Annotated in this window: 19 protein-coding genes; 7 read left to right on the forward strand and 12 right to left on the reverse strand. The window is 45.6% G+C overall.

From position 1 onward, the window contains the following. Window positions 1-128: 128 nt before the first annotated feature. Window positions 129-1,184: a YheC/YheD family protein gene (locus ASG85_RS15840; protein ID WP_057302669.1), complete on the reverse strand. Its 1,056-nt coding sequence runs from the start codon at window positions 1,182-1,184 to the stop codon at window positions 129-131. Between the two features lie 166 nt (window positions 1,185-1,350). On the opposite strand from ASG85_RS15840, the gene ASG85_RS15845 reads away from it, so the two are divergent. Both ASG85_RS15845 and ASG85_RS15850 read left to right on the forward strand, forming a co-directional pair. Continuing rightward, window positions 1,351-2,451 (forward strand): WD40/YVTN/BNR-like repeat-containing protein, encoded by a 1,101-nt coding sequence (locus tag ASG85_RS15845; RefSeq protein ID WP_060646809.1) that lies wholly within the window; start codon window positions 1,351-1,353, stop codon window positions 2,449-2,451. 1 nt (window position 2,452) lies between these two features. Next, window positions 2,453-2,728 (forward strand): MoaD/ThiS family protein, encoded by a 276-nt coding sequence (locus tag ASG85_RS15850; protein WP_057302667.1) that lies wholly within the window; start codon window positions 2,453-2,455, stop codon window positions 2,726-2,728. 24 nt (window positions 2,729-2,752) lie between these two features. Here ASG85_RS15850 and ASG85_RS15855 read toward each other — a convergent pair whose 3' ends face one another. Beyond that, a complete protein-coding gene (locus ASG85_RS15855) occupies window positions 2,753-3,250 on the reverse strand; it encodes a metallophosphoesterase family protein (protein WP_057302666.1) in 498 nt (165 codons plus the stop codon). Between the two features lie 42 nt (window positions 3,251-3,292). Further along, on the reverse strand, window positions 3,293-3,619 hold the full coding sequence (locus ASG85_RS15860) for a DUF1904 family protein (RefSeq protein ID WP_060646811.1): 327 nt from the start codon (window positions 3,617-3,619) through the stop codon (window positions 3,293-3,295). Between the two features lie 161 nt (window positions 3,620-3,780). On the opposite strand from ASG85_RS15860, the gene ASG85_RS15865 reads away from it, so the two are divergent. Both ASG85_RS15865 and ASG85_RS15870 read left to right on the forward strand, forming a co-directional pair. Further along, a complete protein-coding gene (locus tag ASG85_RS15865) occupies window positions 3,781-5,082 on the forward strand; it encodes an AAA family ATPase (protein WP_268796114.1) in 1,302 nt (433 codons plus the stop codon). A gap of 12 nt (window positions 5,083-5,094) precedes the next feature. Further along, on the forward strand, window positions 5,095-6,804 hold the full coding sequence (locus ASG85_RS15870; RefSeq protein WP_060646813.1) for a vWA domain-containing protein: 1,710 nt from the start codon (window positions 5,095-5,097) through the stop codon (window positions 6,802-6,804). An 820-nt stretch (window positions 6,805-7,624) separates the two neighbouring features. On the opposite strand, the gene ASG85_RS15880 is transcribed toward ASG85_RS15870, so the two are convergent. The 4 genes from ASG85_RS15880 to ASG85_RS15895 form a co-directional block, all read right to left on the reverse strand. Next, window positions 7,625-8,161: an MOSC domain-containing protein gene (locus ASG85_RS15880; RefSeq protein WP_057302662.1), complete on the reverse strand. Its 537-nt coding sequence runs from the start codon at window positions 8,159-8,161 to the stop codon at window positions 7,625-7,627. Window positions 8,162-8,206: 45 nt separating this feature from the next. Continuing rightward, a complete protein-coding gene (locus tag ASG85_RS15885) occupies window positions 8,207-8,896 on the reverse strand; it encodes a PIG-L deacetylase family protein (RefSeq protein ID WP_057302661.1) in 690 nt (229 codons plus the stop codon). Between the two features lie 20 nt (window positions 8,897-8,916). Then, window positions 8,917-9,282, reverse strand: coding sequence for a His/Gly/Thr/Pro-type tRNA ligase C-terminal domain-containing protein (locus tag ASG85_RS15890; RefSeq protein ID WP_060646815.1), 366 nt, complete (start codon window positions 9,280-9,282; stop codon window positions 8,917-8,919). 259 nt (window positions 9,283-9,541) lie between these two features. Further along, the gene (locus tag ASG85_RS15895; RefSeq protein WP_060646817.1) at window positions 9,542-10,021 is read right to left on the reverse strand and encodes a glutathione peroxidase; all 480 of its coding nucleotides are present in this window, start codon (window positions 10,019-10,021) and stop codon (window positions 9,542-9,544) included. 180 nt (window positions 10,022-10,201) lie between these two features. On the opposite strand from ASG85_RS15895, the gene ASG85_RS15900 reads away from it, so the two are divergent. Next, complete coding sequence (locus tag ASG85_RS15900) at window positions 10,202-12,364, forward strand: HelD family protein (protein ID WP_060646819.1); 2,163 nt, start codon at window positions 10,202-10,204, stop codon at window positions 12,362-12,364. A gap of 336 nt (window positions 12,365-12,700) precedes the next feature. Here the strand turns inward: ASG85_RS15900 and ASG85_RS15905 are convergent, their stop codons facing one another. The 3 genes from ASG85_RS15905 to ASG85_RS15915 all read right to left on the reverse strand — a co-directional run bounded on the left by ASG85_RS15905 (window position 12,701) and on the right by ASG85_RS15915 (window position 15,369). After that, on the reverse strand, window positions 12,701-13,543 hold the full coding sequence (locus tag ASG85_RS15905; protein WP_060646821.1) for a DegV family protein: 843 nt from the start codon (window positions 13,541-13,543) through the stop codon (window positions 12,701-12,703). Window positions 13,544-13,559: 16 nt separating this feature from the next. Next, window positions 13,560-14,408 carry a DegV family protein gene (locus ASG85_RS15910; RefSeq protein WP_060646823.1) on the reverse strand — a complete coding sequence of 283 codons (849 nt, stop codon included), beginning with the start codon at window positions 14,406-14,408 and terminating at the stop codon, window positions 13,560-13,562. Window positions 14,409-14,598: 190 nt separating this feature from the next. Beyond that, window positions 14,599-15,369 carry an SDR family NAD(P)-dependent oxidoreductase gene (locus tag ASG85_RS15915; RefSeq protein WP_060646825.1) on the reverse strand — a complete coding sequence of 257 codons (771 nt, stop codon included), beginning with the start codon at window positions 15,367-15,369 and terminating at the stop codon, window positions 14,599-14,601. A gap of 59 nt (window positions 15,370-15,428) precedes the next feature. Here ASG85_RS15915 and trhA point away from each other — a divergent pair, with 59 nt between their 5' ends. Then, complete coding sequence (gene trhA / locus ASG85_RS15920) at window positions 15,429-16,061, forward strand: PAQR family membrane homeostasis protein TrhA (protein ID WP_060646827.1); 633 nt, start codon at window positions 15,429-15,431, stop codon at window positions 16,059-16,061. On the opposite strand, the gene ASG85_RS15925 is transcribed toward trhA, so the two are convergent. Continuing rightward, window positions 16,062-16,715 (reverse strand): GDSL-type esterase/lipase family protein, encoded by a 654-nt coding sequence (locus ASG85_RS15925; RefSeq protein ID WP_057302653.1) that lies wholly within the window; start codon window positions 16,713-16,715, stop codon window positions 16,062-16,064. It lies immediately after the preceding gene. 93 nt (window positions 16,716-16,808) lie between these two features. Continuing rightward, window positions 16,809-17,093 carry a hypothetical protein gene (locus ASG85_RS15930; protein ID WP_057302652.1) on the reverse strand — a complete coding sequence of 95 codons (285 nt, stop codon included), beginning with the start codon at window positions 17,091-17,093 and terminating at the stop codon, window positions 16,809-16,811. 165 nt (window positions 17,094-17,258) lie between these two features. Here ASG85_RS15930 and ASG85_RS15935 point away from each other — a divergent pair, with 165 nt between their 5' ends. Beyond that, window positions 17,259-18,425, forward strand: coding sequence for a M20 family metallopeptidase (locus tag ASG85_RS15935; RefSeq protein WP_060646829.1), 1,167 nt, complete (start codon window positions 17,259-17,261; stop codon window positions 18,423-18,425). Window positions 18,426-18,682: the final 257 nt, after the last annotated feature.

The following is an 18,682-nucleotide window of genomic DNA, read 5'->3' on the forward strand; positions in this document are numbered from 1 at the left end:
CTTGTCTCGTTAATCCAATAAGTATAGGCTATGTGAATGAGAAAATAATGAGAATTTTCGCTGTAATCCGTCTCTGCCTAGTTTCTATTTCAAAAGCCCCAGAATACTGGGGCAAATTAACCATTCAGTTACGTTGATTGATGTAAGAGAAACTTTGCGTATCGCATTGGTGTTTCATATGTGCGATAAAAAGTCGTTTCTAAGCCTGCTTTTTTAAAGGTATAGCGTTGGTCTCTGCCGTTTACTTCGATCAATTTGATGCGGCCCCCCTGATCAACGCCCACATCTAATCCGATATCAGCCATATGAGGCAATTTAACGCCAATATATTGGGCAATTGCCAGAGATACTTGCTGTAATTCTTGCTTCATTTGGTCGGAATCAAAACTACTGGACTCAAACAGCTGCTCGCACCGTTTAACTTTCCCTCCCTTTGCCACATTAGTCACATGACGGCCGGAGGCTGCGACTTTCCCAATCATTCCGGTAACTTGCCACTGCCCACTGCTTCCACGCTGTACCGATACACGAAGATCATAAGGCCTTTCTTTGTAAGTTGCTAATTGGATTGCTTCCTGAATCATGTAGTTTTGTTTACCCACTACCTTCCCAATGAATGAAATGGCTTTCTTCTTGGAAACAAGCTTTGGTTTCCTTTTCATCCAGTACAAAGTCCAATCCCCACTCTCCTGCTTGGATATTTTAATAATCCCGTCACCTACACTGCTGTTTGTCGGCTTGATGAAAAGTGAGGCGTACTTCTTCATGGAGTCTTCTAATTTTTCCCGCGAATATTTAATAGAATCAGGAAGATACTTACGCAGCGAATGATTGGAGTTTAAGAGTTGATGTATGCGATATTTGTCATATCGATTTTGTCTGTTGAACACGATGCTCGATTGCGAAAGCTCTTTTAATTTTTTTCTTAAATAAGGAGATAAGCAAATGGCTCGGTTATGTGTCACACGAGGAATAGATCGCCTAACGAGCCTGTACGCATTATTCTCATAGTAATAACCCAAAACAGATTTACCTTTTACATGCTGTAAACACATATAAAAAGGCCTTATTCCATGCATCTTTCCTGCTTTGTTATACAGGGCTAAGCGTTCATTTCCTGTTCTTCCTCTTGCAATACCCAAATAAGTTTCCAAGTCCAATAGGACACCTACCGTAGTACGCATCGAATCACCACCATTCGAATAATAGAACTATGACAGTGTATGTCCCTCTTACTCTTGCAAACACGGTGAACACCTAAGCAAAGGAAGGAAATGACACAATTTAAGAGAAGGAATTTTTTGCCATCTGTCGAAATTATCTTAGGAGTATGATTAAAGGAGGGCACGTATGTCAAAGCGCGTTCAACTGCTCGTCGGCACCAATAAAGGCATTTTCATTTATTCCTCAACGACTGAAAGACGGAACTGGTCCATGCAAGGACCTTTTTTACCAGGATGGGAAGCTTATAGTGTTCTTGGAGATACACGAACAGCAAGTACGTTGTATGCGGGAACCTCTCATGCCGCTTATGGTGCGACCATACGAGTGTCCAGCAATGGCGGTGAAACGTGGGAACAGATTGCGGATAGTCCGAGGTACTCCGAGGAGAGCGGTTTTTCACTAAACCGTATTTGGCAGTTGGTACCAGGTCTTTCATCACAGCCCGGAACTCTTTTTGCGGGTGTCGAAGAAGCGGGATTATTCGTTAGCCGCGACAACGGTCAGACGTGGCAAGAGTTAGATGGTTTAACGAAGCACCCCACACGTCCAGAGTGGTTTCCCGGAGCCGGCGGTATGTGCTTGCATACCATTCTCATCGATCCAAGGAACTCGCAGCGCATGTGGATCGGAATATCTGCGGTTGGTGTCTTCCGTACACTTGACGGGGGGATTAGCTGGAAGCCCTGCAATAACGGCTTGAACCGGATACCAACAGGTCAACCTGATGAGCGTGTCGGATACTGTGTGCATAAGATGGTGCTCGACCCGGAAAACTCCGATGTTCTCTATATGCAGGAGCATAGCGGGGTGTTCAAATCCATTGATGGCGGTGACAGCTGGCATCCTATCGAGAAAGGCCTCACATTACGCGAAGGCGATGCCCCGTTTGGTTTCCCGATTAGTATTTCACCAACAGGTGATTTATTTCTTATCCCGCTGGAAAGCAGCGAACAACGATCTATGCGTGACGGCAAGTTAATTGTTTACAGAATGGCACGCGGTGAACATACCTGGAAGCCTATTGGGGATGTTCTCCCAGAAGAAGAACGACATGTCAGTGTACTGCGAGATGCGATGGCTGTGGACTCACTTGAGCCTTATGGACTTTATTTTGGAACAACATCAGGTGAAATTTACTGTTCATTAGATCGCGGAGAAAGCTGGGAACGTCTGCCAGGACAATTATCACGAATCCTAACTGTGAAGCCAATGATTTTGGAGGACTAGCATGCTTATTACCGTCAGCGTCCCCTCCTTGCTGCGTGATTGCACAGGGGGAAACGTTAAATTTCAATTGGATGCGCTTACGTTACAGGATGCACTAGATCAACTTATATCGAGCTATCCCCTGCTGCGCGTTCATCTTTGGACCGAAACTGGACAAGTCCGAAAGCATGTCCTGCTCTATTACAATGACACGAATATCGCATGGCTGGATGACTTAAATATCACGCTGCAGCAAGGGGATCAGCTTATCGTTTTCCAGGCTGTCTCCGGCGGATAGAGCAGATGTACGCAATGTCAGATGCTAAGCCTTACTATCGTAAAAGAAATGCTTCGCATGAATGCTATCACCGATCTCGATGATACCGTAGGAGTATTGCGGCTGCCTTCTTTTGTCCGTAGGCGAGCCTGGATTAAACATGAGAATGCCATTAATCGTTTGCTGGTATGGAACATGGGAATGTCCGAAGATGACGATATCCGGCCGCTCGGCCTGGAACGCTTCTCGGGCTCTTTCCTCTGTCGTTTTACGAAAGCCGTCTCCATGGATAAGACCTATTCGATAGTCGCCGAGTGTCAGTATTTTCCTCAAGCCAAATCGTTCTATGATGTCAGATCCGTCATTGTTACCTGCCACAGATTCGCAAGGTGCGATTCGCTCAACCAAGTCAACAACGTGCTCACTCACCCAGTCTCCGGCATGAATAATAAGATCAACACCTTGTAAACCTGCAATTAACGCATCTGGCAGTTTCTGAACCCGAGGTGATAAATGAGTATCCGAGATCACACCAATTCGCATATGGACCACTCCTTCATTAAATCTATTAGCCATGATATTCGTTCAAATTAACTTCCCATTCCAATAATAGCTATCCTCCCGGTATACCCGAAAAGCGATCTCCACCTCAGGAATGCCCAGCGAAAGAACGTGTTTGGTCAGCACGCTAGCATACTGGTCACGCGTTTCCTGCCCTCTCTCGAACCAACCTACTTCAATAAAAGGGTATGTATGGACTTGCTTTCCTTCAAATATAGAAACTGTGGGAAGACATTCCAGCATAAAATTGTCCGTTCCGCACGAGCATACTTGAGCTAGTTCTTCAATTAACGCCGCACTAATGGATTGAATTTGAGGAACACTAATTCCTCTAACGATCATTTGTGGCATGGATAACGCTCCTTTGTATTTTCTTAGAAGACTGATAGCTGCAGGCTCAGATAAAAGTAGTGTAGATACTACAGGTCTTATTGTAGCATATTCGATGTTTACCGGGCAGTTTGATACAATATAAACATACGAGCTTTGATTACGCCAAGGGGGACAACAATGTGAAAGAACCCATCGTCATACAGAACAAATTAAGAGAAGCTATGGGTCATCTCGAAAAACGGTTCATGGAACGGGAAGAGCTCATCCGTGTCTTACTGCTCGCTATCATGAGCGGCGAACATGTCTTATTGGTTGGACCTCCCGGTTCAGCCAAATCTCAATTAGCACGCGCTGCCGCCGAATTATTCGGTAATGAACCTTATTATGATTACTTATTAACCCGATTCACAACACCTGACGAATTATTCGGGCCTGTTTCCTTACAAAAGCTTAAAAATGATGAGTATGTAAGGCTCACAGACGGCTACTTACCAAGTGCCCGCTTCGCCTTTCTCGATGAAATATTCAAAGCGAACAGCGCCATACTTAATGCGCTTCTTTCTGTCTTGAATGAACGTGTCTTCTTCAATGGACGGCAAAAGCAGCAATCTCCCCTTCTATTCTTAATGGCAGCATCCAATGAATTGCCTGAAGATAACGAACAATTAGCAGCGCTGTACGACCGTTTTCTGTTCCGTTTTGAAGTCGAATATGTCAAGCAAATATCCAGCTTTGAACTCATGTTTCAGGCACCAACCACACCTCTCCCTACCCTTCTATCAACGGAATTGGTGAAACAGTTGAAGTCTCAAGCGGCCGAGGTTCAATTGCCAGATGCGCTGGTTTACATGCTTTTTCAATTGAAGACAGCTCTTGAAGAGAAAGAATACGTGCTTTCGGATCGACGCTACCACAAGATTGGCCATTCGTGGAAGATTTCAGCAGCTATCCATGGGCGCAGCGCTGTCAATGTGTGGGATACCGTACTGACCCCGCATATGCTGTGGGATTTCCCTGAAGATTTGGCAGAGCTCAAAGCCATTTTCGACTCCTTATTCCAGGACATGCTCAAACGAGAAATGGAACAAGAACTCCCGCTGCTTCAATATAACTTGACGGTTAAGAAATGGTTGGAGAAAGAAGATGAATTACATGCCTTCCAATTTAAAAAAGAAATCGGCGGCGCTTTAAATAAGGATGCTTCCGAGCGATTGAAAGTAACTTTGGAAGATTGTCGCATTGAGCTGGAAGAAACAGCCAGAAGCTTACGCGGCAAACTTGTCTCCTGGCAGGAGAAAGAAAAGAAATTACCGGAATGGATTGCTTCTCAATCTATTTTTCTGCAGCATCCCGAGCAATATGCCGTTAAATTCACGCACTTACGCATTCAGGGCGAGCGCATATTACAATCGATCCAAGGCTTATATCGCACATTGTTTGACCGGGAAGTCCCGGGAATTATATACGACTATACGTTATAAGAGGTTACCTATATGATCATACGCTGCACTCGGGTTGACAGGTATGTGTTCGAGGGCTACGTACACTCATCGCGCGTCGCACAAGAATGGATGCGCGAGGCCGTAAGGCAAGCCCCTTGGTTTACGCTTGAACTTTTTGCAGATTTCTTTATGTGCTTCTATTTAACGAAGCCTGATGTGGACGGCACCGTAGAGGAAACCCCCTTCCACCGCTGGATGGTCTTAACGCTGCGCAAGCAGTATTTCTATGTGTCCATACATCCTCGAACAATTGGACAAGTAAATGCTTCTTTCAAAACAGCGCTTAAGGCGCTTATGTGGCTTACCGAGTCCTATGAAAAAGAAGTCAAACGCAGACAAAAGGAACAGCAAATGAGCGGCTTCGGCTTCGAGAAGAAGCAGCAGATGAGCGGGCAAGAGGAAAAGAGCGTCAGTGAGCGTCTCTCCGAGAAGCAAATCGAGAAGCTGCGGCTCGTTGGGTATACACTGCAGCAAGGGAAACGCGCCGTCGAAGACAAGCAGGAAGCCGTCGATTCGAGGCCGCTCATCGCCGAGGAGATACGCACGCTGAAGCAGCGCATCACGGAGCTGCAAAGCGAGATGCGCACCGAGTTCATGAAGCGCGATAAGCTGAAGGCGAAGCTGCGCAAGGCGGAAGAGGAACTCGAGCGCCGCGAGCGGCAGCTGGACCGCATGAGCGCGCGCGACATCGCGGCCATGAAGGAGATCGAGGCCGAGCTTGGCGACTGGCTCGGTCAGGCTTTAAAGGAGACGCTGTCCCTCGAAGAGACGGACAGCTTCAATGTGCACGAGCTCGTGCAAGCGAGTCAGCGGCTAGCGAACCGGCGCTGGGGCAGCGAGCTGGGGAAATTGCGGCGGCAGACGTTCGAGCGCTACGTGCAGTGGATTGAGAAACTGAAGCGCAGCAAGGATCTGGTGTCTTTCCTGCAGGAGGTGGGACGGAACATCCATCACCTTCGGGTGCAGCGGAAGAAGCTGCGCTCGCCTTACGTTCCGGAAGCCTACGATGATTTACGCCAGTCTGGCGACATCGCGCATCTGCTTCCGAGCGAAGCCAGCCTGCTCGCTGATGAAGATTTCGAGCCTTATTTTCTCGTCAAATGGATGGAAAATAAGCTCATGACCTACAACTACACCGGCTCAGTTGAAGAGCCGCAGAAAGGTCCTGTTATCTGCATGCTCGATACCTCCCACTCGATGCGAGGCAGCAAGCTGCGGCTTGCGCAGCTGTTTACGGCGACCTTTGCCTCCTTCTCCCTCCTCGAGCGGCGGGACTTCGTCCTGCTCTTGTTCGGGGCGAAGGGCGAGCTCATCGAGCATGTGCTATCTTATAAGCGGCCGGATTGGGACCGCTTCTATGGTCTGGCTCAGCTCGCTTTCGGTGGCGGCACGAACTTCGACGCGCCGCTGAGCAGAGGCATGGACATCGTACAGCACGAGCGGCAGTTTCACGATGCCGACTTCGTGATGGTCACCGATGGTGTCGGCCAAATCTCCAAAGCAACGCTGCAAAAGCTTGGAGCTCTTGGTCAGAAGAAGCAGCTGCGGCTGCATTCGCTCATTATCGGCTCCGCCCGCCAACATCTCGTTCAGAAGTACGAAATTGTCGGCGTTTCTCACCAAGTTAGATTCGCGACAGCCTGGGATGTTCAAGATCCAGTGAAGGATGAACTTCTTCTGGATGTGTTTGCTAAGCGATAGTGAGAGCTTCTAGATAGCGTAAAAGCCTTCAATCCCTTGGGAATTGAAGGCTTTTTCTTACTTGTCTCAGTTACTTCCTTTTGAACCAGTAAAAGCGCGGCGGGGGGAGCTGGGTGCTGGTTTTCAACTGATTCATATACTAGAATAGCTATCACTTTCATAATACCCCCACCCTGAACCTTCATGAGCGGAACGCCAATGCCTTATTTTGCTCGAAAGTCGCTATTTTGCTTTGGAAACGGAACGTCAATCACTTATTTCTCTACAAATGCCGTATTTTTGGACAAGAACTGCAAAATAACGAATCCTTATTCCCTTTAAACGAATATAGGCGTATATTTGAGACAAATAGCGCATTCTAGTTCCTTTAGCTGGTTCCTTTCACTAGTTCCTCACCACTTCTTATCGCTGCCTCCCAGTCCTTATAGGCGCATCCAATCAATCCGCTCCCACATAAAAAAAACCATGAAATCTTCAATGAAGATCATCATGGTTTTTGTCATTTTCTATGTATTCAAGCTCTCATAAGTTCTTTTATCGTTTTCAAAGATACACCCGTTTGGTGGTAAACCTCAATAAGTGTGGCACGCGGATGAGCCCGAACGAAATCCTTCACTTTGTGGGACTCTTTTATTTGAAGCTGGGAGCAAGATTTACAATGCTTTTCAAATTTCGAAATATAAACTTGTCCGCATGTTTCACAGTTGCAAAGTGACATTTCTCTACACCTTCCTGATCCAATTCTCTATGATAAATCTCTCTAATATAGATTTCGAGAAGAGGCGCACACTTCTGGGGGTACCTTATGAAATAAATGCAATTAAATTTGAATCTCGACCAAGTCACCTGGTTTTAGTTCACCTGGGCGTTCCACGTAAGCGACAATCCCTCTGCTTTGCCCAGCATGTTTGATAAATTGTTGCGTTAGACTTCTGTCTCCGTAGTAATTGGCAATTTGCTTACCAGGACCTGCACAAGGCTCGTTCTCACCTTCGCACACAAGTCCGCCGCCACTTGGCAGGATCATTCGGATTCCCATAGGAAGCTTGGTTAATTCAGGAGCACCGCTCACAACAATATTTGCACCCAACCACTCAGGTTTAATTGTTTCCACACCCAGTCGCTGCGCAATGCCTTGCAGTTCCTCAACAGATACAATACTGAGTTGACGACGATTCATTATCTCTTGGCCTCTTTTGTACATGGGCTGCCGCGAGTCCGCTTTGGCGAATAAACCGAAGTGACGATCGCCTTCAATGCCCCCAAAACTTAGTTCGACACCGTCGATTTCTCTCGTTACAAACGTTGAAGCGTCATCCGCGATAAGTACAGCTTCAATTTTGGCTATAATTGCCATGAAGTCGTTCACCTGCCTTGTCCCCTATTATACCACTTACTTTCCCTATTCTTCCAGTACCTTCGTTAAGTCCTGCTCTGGCCATATCGTTCCATCCTGCCAACCGAGCACAAAAGCTTCCCATCGACGATTTTCCGGAAAAACATCAAGTTCACCGAAATGTTTGGAAATTGTTACATGCTGAGTTGCATGAGCCCGCAAGGCTGCTGCCTTGATCGGCCAACCAGCTTCTGTATCTACTACTATCGAAGGCTTGTGACCTTTTGCTAGTAATGAAGCTGCTGCTGCATAATATAACTTGCGTACACTCGGACATTTCCCACTTAATACTGCCGCCGTTGTCGCCTTGGAAATGGTGATATGATCAGGGTGACCATTGCCCCCATCCTCTGGAAAAGTGAATAGTACCTCAACCTCGTACCGCTGAATAAAAGCGATAACACCTGCAACTAGTGCATCGAAATTAATCTCTGCGAGCTGACCATCTGGCCAACCTAAGTGCTCCACGTGTGATAAGCCCAGTATTTTGGCGGCTTCCTCCATCTCTTTCTCTCGCAGTTTAGCCAGTTCTGATCGATCTTTTGCCCGCTCTAGCCCTTGTCTTCCCGCATCACCTCGTGTTGCCAACAACAAAACAGGATTTTCCCCTTGATCGGCAAGCTTGCGAATGATGCACGCACTAAGAAACGTCTCATCATCCGGATGTGCAAATATAAATCCATATCGGTGCTTCATCTCTTCACTCCACTCTCTTTTTATGTAAAATCTGCTGGCGGATAAATCTTTTCGATGCAATAAATCGCTTGATCCATCGGCATCACTTTCTCATGTAGATCCAGCATATCCATTAACTTCACTTGGTCAGTCGAGCTGTCTTCCAAGCCTATGCTGATAATAAAACGAATTCCAAGCTTTGTCGCAGCAGTTAGCAGCTTATCCATATCCAACTTCTCATCAACCATCATAATACCTATACCAGCTAGTTTCAGCTCATTTTTCATTCGACATGCAGTTTCAGAAGCTATAGGGTCAAGAAGGATGACCATAGCTTGCTCTTCTTGCTGCTTTCCATACGAATCTTCTGAACTCCAACCTACATTTGATCCTTCCACGTTTTGCATACCATCCACCCTTTCCATTCTTAACGAGATAAAAAAACGCGCCGGACCTATGGTCCTGCGCGAATTGCTATCCCGCAGGGAGGCCAACGCGAAATGCGTTAGCCCACCCTGATATGTACAGGTGTGTGCTAACGCCTATAAAAATAATGAATTTGTACGAACCAAGCTGTGTTTTTCATATGATTCGTCTCCTTCAACTTCATGATTATTATGATTATAGCGAGCCTCTGTCGTAGATGCAACAGCTTTTTTATTTATTCTATGCTAAAATTGCTTCAATATCCGGAGCGATAGTCGCTGGGTCCGTACTAGCACTGTACTGCTTAACAACAATACCGCTTGCATCAACTAGGAATTTCACAAAATTCCATTCGATTTCTCCTGTACGATACGGCTCAGGTGTATGGTTTAACAAGAAAGTATATAAAGGATGAGCATTTTCACCCTTCACATCGATTTTATCAAATAACGGGAATGTCACGTTGTAGTTGAGCTCACAGAAGCTTTGGATTTCTTCATTCGTGCCTGGCTCTTGACCGCCAAATTGATTACAAGGGAATCCCAGAACTACCAATCCTTTATCTTGGTACTGCTCATATAAGCTTTGGAGCCCTTTATAATGCGGTGTAAGCCCACATGCACTTGCTGTATTTACAATGAGCAGCACTTTTCCTTTATATTCGGATAGTGACCTCGTTTCGCCTGAGTTCGTTTTAACCTCGATATTGTAGATGGACATAGCTCCACGCTCCTTTAAAATTATAATAAGTTCCTTCCTGTCCATTATAACATTCTTTCTTAGGAGAGCCCAAATCATAAGCTTGACTGTTTCGCTTCCCATATACTGACAGGTGTGATATATTGTTTACCTGTTTATTTCATAAAATAAACAACATCTGATCTTAGGAGGTAACTGATCTTGGACACAAAGACTCAAAGTGCCTATCAAGAAGAATTACAACAACTTGAACGAACGAATGCCGAAATTGACAAACAGCTTGAGCGTCTTAGGTCGACTCCTGTTTATTATGGACCGGATTTAACGGAGCAAGCGTTGGAGGCAGCACGCGAGAATGGTCGACACAATTTAGCTAAAGCCGTCGATGAACCGTATTTCGGCCGCCTTGACTTCCAAGAGACGGGAACGGCTTCCGCCCTTCCGCTTTATATTGGCAAATCAGGTGTCGAGGACGAGCGAACAGGCCAATTGCTTGTCATTGACTGGCGGGCACCAGTCGCTAGCCTTTTCTATTCATTCACGGGTGGACTGGACGCAGCTTCTTATGATTCACCGGACGGCCTTATCGATGGCCTCGTATATCTCAAACGAAACCTCGTTGTCCGTAAACAAATTCTCCAGCGTGTCGTTGATACCTATGACCGCAATGCAGACTCTCTGGCCGTAGGCGATGAGTTCTTACTCTACCGACTTGGCGAAAATAAAGACAATAAGCTGCGCGACATTGTATCTACAATCCAGGCTGAGCAAGACCGCATTATCCGCGCAGCGAAAAATACCGCACTGATTATCCAAGGGGTCGCAGGAAGCGGTAAAACAACTGTCGCCCTGCATCGACTTGCTTTCTTACTCTATCAATACCGTGAACAGGTTCGTGCAGAACGGATGATTATTTTTGCACCCAACTCCATGTTTCTCGACTACATATCCGGCGTACTGCCCGAACTTGGAGTCGGAAATATCCAGCAAAGCACTTTCACAGATTGGGCAATCGATGTGCTCGACCAAGAAGTGAAGCTAGCGGATCAATCACTAGTTCTTCAAACCTGGTTCTCGCTCGGCAGCAAAAGACCGCAGGTAGATGATCAAGCGCCGGGACGATTTAAAGGATCCATTGCTTTCAAACAATACCTAGATCTCTGTCTCACAAGGTTCGAGGAGTCTTATGTACCTACTTCCGATTTCATCCCGTGGGAGGGTATCAAGCTTCCAATTGCAACCATTCGCGAATGGTTTTTCGTTGAGAATAAGCATTATCCGCTTGTCAAAAGGCGCGAGCGTGTCATTGCTCGGATCAAACGCTGGATGGAAATTCAGCTCGACAAGATTTGGGAGCAAAGTCGGAAGAAAGAGCTGAAAAAGAAAGCTTCTCAGCGCCTGCGCACGTATCTGACAGGATGGCCTGATCACTCGGCATTCAGCTTCTACAAAATGCTCTTCTCAGACAAAGGTCGCCCAGACAGCTTGCCCATTGACCTGCTCAGCCAAATACCAGAACCTATTGTCACCGCTTCGCTGAAGCTTTTCAAGAAAAAAGAAGTGCAGCTCGAGGATCTCGCTCCACTCCTTTATATTCATACACGCCTTTTCGGCATTCCCTCAGATCGGTTATTCGACCATGTGGTGATCGATGAGGCGCAGGACTTCTCGCCTTTCCAGGTAGCTGTGCTTGATTCTTATACAAGGAATAGTTCGTTCACGATACTAGGCGATTTATCACAGGGAATTCACGCTTATCAAGGCATCACAGACTGGAAGGAATTTTCCAGCTTGTTTGAAGTAGAAGAGACTGGTTATTTCGAACTTGAACGCAGTTATCGTTCCACGATGGAGATCATCTTGTTTGCCAATCAGGTCTTAAAACGAGGCGTCGAGAATCCGCTCCTTGCTGTTCCAGTGTTCCGCAGCGGCAACAAAGTCCGTGTTCTACAGACGGATATCAAAGGCCGATTGCCGCTGCTGCAGCGTGCCATCGCAACCTTGAAACAAGGGAGCTCGAGTACAATCGCTGTTGTTGCCCGTACGGAGAAGCAAGCACAAGAGCTTCATGATGCGTTGACTGAAGCTGGCATCGAAACGAATCTCATAACCTCCAAGCAGCGGGTATACCGCGGTGGCATCTCAGTCCTTCCCGTCTTTTTGACCAAGGGACTTGAATTTGATGCTGTGCTGCTCATGGATGTTACTGCCGGGCATTACGAAGCCACTTTTATGGATGCCAAGCTTTTGTATGTAGGCTGTACGCGCGCGCTTCATGAATTATGGCTGATGGCCCCAGGCGAGCTGTCCCCTCTTGTCTCGACGGAAGATACGGAGATAGTTGAAACCCATTATCCTGAATAATTTCAAGAAGTGTTGTAGTTTGTACAACATTTTCCAAGATTTACTCCGTTATCTCTGAGAAAGTTGCAGAAAACACAACATTTTATCACCAAAATAGCCATTTGGCATGAAATTCGAATAAATTGTTGTACAGCTTACAACATCTTCACGTCGGTAAAAGAAATCGAGATAAATTGTTGCACGCTATACAACTTTACAGATGAAATTAATTCCGTGGCTCCCCGTGAGGGGCAAGGTTGGCCAACAATAATGTAAAATTCATAGTTTGTACAATGAATAAAGACACCTACTTCACCGATCATTAGGATCGAGTAAATAGGTGTCTTTTCTACTTTTTTAGTAAGCGATCAGTACGCCGCCTTCACCAGCATAGGTACCAATAACCGTGCCCATGTTAGAGAACAACACTTTGCGGAACGGATATTTCTCAAGTAGTTGCTTCAAGACTTCACGCGCTCTATCCTCGCAATTGCAATGCGCGACAGCAATCACATCTTTATCGAAATCGTGGTGAGCTTCCCCAATTTTGGTGATTAATCGTTTCAAAGCTTGCTGGGTACCACGGATTTTCTCAATCACTTCTATGGTACCTTCTTCACTGCCTTTCATTAAAAGCTTTATATTCAGCACAGACGCAACAGCTCCGCGCACTCGGTCGAGTCTGCCACCTTTTATTACATTTTCTAATGTGTCTAGAAAGAAAAAAGTGCCTGAAGTCGTTACGGATTGACCTATTTCTTCTACTATTTGTTTAAATGGAACATTCGCTTCTGCCATTTTGGCTGCCTTATAGACGAGAACGCCAAGTCCAAGTGAAGTTGTTTTCGAATCAATAACCTCGATACGACCCGTATAACCTTCTTCGAGAAGCATCTCTTTAGCCATGACTGCATGATGGTAAGTACTGCTAAGAGCCGATGAAAGACTGATCACAAGAATATCTTGATCTACTTGGGCTTTCTGATACTCAGCGAGGAATAGCTGCGGAGCCGGACTTGACGTCTTCGGTAGGACGCTCTCCTTTTTCATTCTCGCATAAAAATCAGCTAGCACCATGTCAGGTGGCATGCATTCCTCTCCAAAATGTACGGATAATGGAACAATCGCAATCCCTATCTCGTCTACAATCATTTCGGGGAGGTCGCAACTGCTATCTGTGATAATCTTGATTGTCGTCATGGTGTCCACTCATTTCTTATTTTTTGGCGAAAACAATACCTAATGTATGCGGTCCGCAGTGGCTGGCAACAACGCAGCCCGTTTCAGTTATATGAACTTGTTTCACATTCGTTTGTTGTTCAATTTGTTGTTTGATGTAAGCGGCTTCTTCTGCTGCCGAAGAGTGAGTGATAAACAGGATTTCCGTGTCCATGTCATCCTTTTGCGCTAAAGCATTTTCCAGAAGCTGATGGAGTGCTTTTTCCCGTTTACCTCTTACCTTATCCGTCGATATCATAGCCCCGTCAATGACTTTAACGATCGGTCTAATTTTCAACAGACTCCCTATAAAATGCTGAACACTTGAACATCTTCCGCCTTTATGCAAATATTCCAATGTGTCAATGATGAATTCAACTTCCATTCGGGTGATTAAAGGTTCAATCAATGATTTTATTTCAGAGCTGCTCCGACCATCTATTGCCGCTTGCGCAGCTTTTAAAACTAGTAGACCTATTCCTGTTGATAGATTTCTAGAATCAATGACCGTTACCCTGCCTTCTGGAAAACTCGCAGCTGCAATAGTAGCATTCTGAAGCGTTGATGAAAGCTCAGAAGAAAGACCAATAAAGACAATGTCTTCTCCTCTTTGAATAATGGGTTCAAACGCTCGTTCGAAATCAGTAGGAGATGGAGCCGCAGTCTTGGGCAGCTTGCCGGTTTGGTCAACTAATTCATATAGTCTATCAGGTTTTATCGTAATGCCATCTTTGTAGGAATTATCCTCAAAAATGACATAAAGAGGCACCACCTCTATTTGAAAGCGTCGATAAAGTTCTTCGCTTAAGTCACTTGTACTATCTGTAAATATGCGAACCCGGGACATTGCGGTCATACCACCTTATCTATGCTGTCTATCTGTTAATCTATCTATGCTATCTATCTATCTATCTATCTATCTATCTATCTATCTATCTATCTATCTATCTTGAACCCACAACAACTCTATTAAGATTGTGTAAAGTATAATTGAACTAGTCGGAAAGCTCAATCCTACAAAATAAAGCAGCTCCAATTTAGAAGCCGTAAATGGTCATCCCACCATCAACGAACAGGGTCTGACCTGTTACATAATTCGCCGCATCTGAAGCGAGAAAAACAGCGGGCCCTACCAACTCCTCGAGCTCACCCACGCGCCCTAGAGGTGTACGCGCAATAATTTCTGCCAGGTAATCTGGATTAGAAAGTATTTTCTCTGTCAAAGGCGTTTTGAAATACCACGGTCCAATACTATTCACATTGATCCCATATTTACCCCATTCAAGTGCTAGCACCTTCGTCATTTGGATCATCGCAGCTTTGGTTGCTGCGTATACAACACCTGTTCGAAGGGCAACCTGTCCTGCAACAGAAGCGATGTTGATAATTCTTCCATATTCTTTTTGCTGCATGTGACGACCTACGATTTGAGAGCACAAGAAAGCAGATTTAAGATTCGTCTGCATAATGGTGTCCCATTCTTCATCCGTAACAGCCAGCGCTTGACTGCGAATATTCATTCCCGCATTGTTCACTAGAATATCCAGTCGACCCGTCTGTTCAATGATTTGTTGGACAGCTTTCTCGATCTGTTCTCTATTCGTGACATCAACTGTAAACGGATATGCATTTCGTCCAAAGGCACGAATTTCTTGAGCTACTTCCTCAATATCACTCGCTGTACGCGCAAAAAGAGCTACATCTGCCCCCGCCTCAGCAAGGCCTATCGCTAGCGCTCTGCCAATGCCTCTTCCTGCTCCTGTGACTAAAGCTATTTTATTAATTAATTGAAATGAAGGTAAAAACATCTTTTCATCGTCCAATCTATAAGGTAGTAGGATATTTTAGAGCGAAAGAAGGGTTATCTATGGACTATTCCGTTCGGGAAGAGAAGGCCAACGCCATCAGCCACGGCGTAGGCGTGTTGTTAAGCATCGCAGCGCTTGTCCTGCTCATCGTGCAGGCTTCCTTACATGGCACGGTTTGGCACATTGTAAGCTTCAGCATTTTTGGTGCAGCTTTAGTCATACTTTATACCTGCTCCACGCTGCTTCATAGTGTGAGCCATCCGCGATTGAAGGATGTGTTTGAGCTTCTCGATCATTCCGCCATTTATTTGTTAATTGCAGGCAGCTATACACCTTATTTACTCGTCACATTGCGAGGACCATTGGGCTGGACCTTCTTGGGTGTGATTTGGGGCTTAGCGCTTGCCGGGATTGTCTTGAAAGTTTTCTACGTGAAACGATTCGTCTTGGTTTCAACTCTTTGTTATATACTCATGGGTTGGCTGATCGTTTTCGCCTTTAAACCCTTGTACTTAAACCTGCCATTTGGCGGTATCGTGTGGCTTGTCGTAGGCGGACTGTTCTATACGTTTGGTTCCATCTTTTATGTATGGCGGCGCATCCCTTATCACCATGCCATATGGCATGTTTTCGTGCTTGCTGGTAGCGCCTGTCATTTCTTCTCCATTTTCTGGTATGTCATACCCGCTTAATTATTGGATCAATTGCTGGAGGTGTTGGAGAGAAACCGCATTCTCCACTTGACGCGCCAGTTCTTCATAACCAATTTCATTGGGATGAATGGCGTCTTCTGATAAATAACGGCTATCTTGCCCTACGAAAGCATCATACACTTGAACCACAAGAATATGTGGTTGCTCTAATTTGCGAAGAAATAAATTAAAGCGCTGTACCCAATATGCGGCATCCGGCACCTGCGGCAGAGGATTGTAGAGCCCGACTAAAACGATTAAGTAAGGCTCCTCAACCCCTTGCCGCAGCGCCTCAATTTCACCGATCAATTTCTTATAGTTGGATTCATACGTTTGAAGAGCAGATTTTAAGTAAGCAGGATCTCCTTGATAAAAGAAAGGAATTGCTGCCTGGATTAAGTCATTGCCACCAGCTGTGATCGTGATGAGATTCGCTTCTCTTATATCCCTTTGGATCTGCGGATCTAACTCAAGTGTTTGAAGCAATTGACTAGTTGTAGCACCATTCTTGCCTGCAGGCTTTAAGTGAATAGGAACCTTCAGCAATTGCTCCAACTTTTGCCGATAGATAGATACGAATCCGTGACCTTCCGGAGCTCCAAAACCAACTGTTAGTGAATCTCCAAATGCCAAATAATTGATCGTCTTTTCCATTGCTATCCTCTCCCTAAAGCCTGACGTATAATACTATATGCGCCAGCGCCCAGTTTGGGAAGGGACACTCTCACCAGTTCTTTCGTCGTTTTTTTATACGTTTACATACTGCTTCACATAATTTTCGATTTGTGCCTTTTCCGAAAACGTAAATTGGAATTCACAATCACAGCCCTCGTCGTGAAGAACAATTTGAACAATTTCTCCATCTAGATTACAGATGACGAGTATAGATGGATCGATTAAATCCTCCGGAAACTCCTCGCCAACCTCTTTATGAATACCTAAGAAAATGTCGCGCCATTGCCCTCTTACCTCTGATTCTGTGAAAGATAATGTAAATCGGTGTTCTTCATGTTCGGCTCCATATTTCATCATGTGAGAGTCCCCCTAATATTTCGCAAAAAAATCTTTTTCGTAAGATTACGTTTGTTAACTCTTTTGTGTTCGTTAATTGTAACCCAGTGCGCTCTAAAGTGGTAGTTCGCCTTCCTTTATACTACAATGGAGCTAAGAACCATTCAACAAAGGAGCCTTCCATTTATGAAAACAACGATTACGCAAACCATTGAAAGCCATGCGGACAGATTCAAAGCCATATCCTGCTTTATAGGGGCAAACCCGGAGCTAGGGCATGAAGAATTTCAAGCTTCTGATCGCTTAACTGAGGAATTGGCCTATCATGGCTTCCATGTTGAACGCGGTGTATTAGATATTGCAACCTCTTTTATTGCTACATATGATTCTGGTAAAGCCGGCCCTGTCGTGGCCTTCTTAGCTGAATATGACGCATTGCCCGACCTGGGTCATGCTTGCGGTCACCATCTTATCTGCATGATGAGTATTGGCGCAGCCATAGGCCTTAAGTCGGTCATCGACGAAACAGGCGGCAGTATCCGTGTATATGGCACACCTGCCGAAGAAACCAAGGGCGCCAAAGTGCCAATGGCCGCGGCTGGACTATTCAAAGATGTGGATATCGCGCTGATGGCTCACCCGTACTATACGTATGAGAAGTCAGGCGAATCACTAGCTATGGACGCTATTCAGTACGAATTCTTTGGTCGTTCCGCTCATGCAGCAGCGCAACCTTATGAAGGCGTCAATGCGCTTGATGCTGTGCTTCAGCTTTTCAATTCCATAAATGCGCTGCGCCAACAAACCAAGTCAGATGCTCGTATTCACGGCATCATCAGCGAAGGCGGCAAAGCTCCAAATATTATCCCTGACTATGCCGTCGCTCAGTTCTATGTCCGTTCAGCTTCACGCACGTATACGAACGAGCTCGTCCAGAAAGTCCTTCACTGCGCTGAGGGCGCTGCCCTGCAAACTGGCTGCACGTTAAAAACTTCCTTTTACGAGTATTCGTATGACGAACTTCGAACCAATGAGACACTATCAGCCGTCTTTACTGATCAGTTATTAACAATGGGAATTGATCCGAAAGAGATCGAAGTTGGCAAGGATCACGGTTCCCTCGACCTAGGCAACGTGTCTACCCAATGCCCGACGATTCACCCATTCGTCAAAGTTGTAGACGAGAGACATATGCTCCATACCAAGGAGTTCCGTGATCTCGCGCTGCAGGAACCCGCTCTTAATGCCATGATTTTCACAGCTAAGCTGCTGGCTTTCACAGCATACGAAGTACTCACTAGCCCAGAGCTGTTAAGTAAAATCAAAACAGAGTTTGCTGCGGCGAAGAAATAACTCCCCATACGAAAGACCAGCCGCATGAAACAGAGCTCCTGCTCTGTTTCATGCGGCTGTTTTATTTGAGGCTTATTTGATTCCTTGAAGTATGATGTTGTAAAAAGTGCAACAATTACTGCTCATATCCTGTCTCTCTCGCCTCATTGTTGTATAATGGAGTCAATTTCATAATTAAATATTGGTTAATGCACGGAGTTCCCCTAGCAGGGTGTCCCTCATTTTTTGAAAATTCGATTTCTAAGCTGCCTCTGCGG

Origin of the sequence: Paenibacillus sp. Soil724D2, assembly GCF_001427935.1 — a bacterium.
GTDB lineage: Bacteria > Bacillota > Bacilli > Paenibacillales > NBRC-103111 > Paenibacillus_E.

Bases quoted from the DNA above. Each gene is read 5' to 3' on its own strand.
- ASG85_RS15840 (WP_057302669.1), bottom strand. From the start codon at position 1,184: ATGCGTACTACGGTAGGTGTCCTATTGGACTTGGAAACTTATTTGGGT.
- ASG85_RS15890 (WP_060646815.1), bottom strand. From the start codon at position 9,282: ATGCAAAACGTGGAAGGATCAAATGTAGGTTGGAGTTCAGAAGATTCG.
- ASG85_RS15895 (WP_060646817.1), bottom strand. From the start codon at position 10,021: ATGTCCATCTACAATATCGAGGTTAAAACGAACTCAGGCGAAACGAGG.
- ASG85_RS15935 (WP_060646829.1), top strand. From the start codon at position 17,259: ATGAAAACAACGATTACGCAAACCATTGAAAGCCATGCGGACAGATTC.
- ASG85_RS15845 (WP_060646809.1), top strand. From the start codon at position 1,351: ATGTCAAAGCGCGTTCAACTGCTCGTCGGCACCAATAAAGGCATTTTC.
- ASG85_RS15870 (WP_060646813.1), top strand. From the start codon at position 5,095: ATGATCATACGCTGCACTCGGGTTGACAGGTATGTGTTCGAGGGCTAC.
- ASG85_RS15880 (WP_057302662.1), bottom strand. From the start codon at position 8,161: ATGGCAATTATAGCCAAAATTGAAGCTGTACTTATCGCGGATGACGCT.
- ASG85_RS15915 (WP_060646825.1), bottom strand. From the start codon at position 15,369: ATGTTTTTACCTTCATTTCAATTAATTAATAAAATAGCTTTAGTCACA.
- ASG85_RS15850 (WP_057302667.1), top strand. From the start codon at position 2,453: ATGCTTATTACCGTCAGCGTCCCCTCCTTGCTGCGTGATTGCACAGGG.
- ASG85_RS15930 (WP_057302652.1), bottom strand. From the start codon at position 17,093: ATGATGAAATATGGAGCCGAACATGAAGAACACCGATTTACATTATCT.
- ASG85_RS15855 (WP_057302666.1), bottom strand. From the start codon at position 3,250: ATGCGAATTGGTGTGATCTCGGATACTCATTTATCACCTCGGGTTCAG.
- ASG85_RS15905 (WP_060646821.1), bottom strand. From the start codon at position 13,543: ATGACGACAATCAAGATTATCACAGATAGCAGTTGCGACCTCCCCGAA.
- ASG85_RS15860 (WP_060646811.1), bottom strand. From the start codon at position 3,619: ATGCCACAAATGATCGTTAGAGGAATTAGTGTTCCTCAAATTCAATCC.
- ASG85_RS15885 (WP_057302661.1), bottom strand. From the start codon at position 8,896: ATGAAGCACCGATATGGATTTATATTTGCACATCCGGATGATGAGACG.
- ASG85_RS15925 (WP_057302653.1), bottom strand. From the start codon at position 16,715: ATGGAAAAGACGATCAATTATTTGGCATTTGGAGATTCACTAACAGTT.
- trhA (WP_060646827.1), top strand. From the start codon at position 15,429: ATGGACTATTCCGTTCGGGAAGAGAAGGCCAACGCCATCAGCCACGGC.
- ASG85_RS15910 (WP_060646823.1), bottom strand. From the start codon at position 14,408: ATGTCCCGGGTTCGCATATTTACAGATAGTACAAGTGACTTAAGCGAA.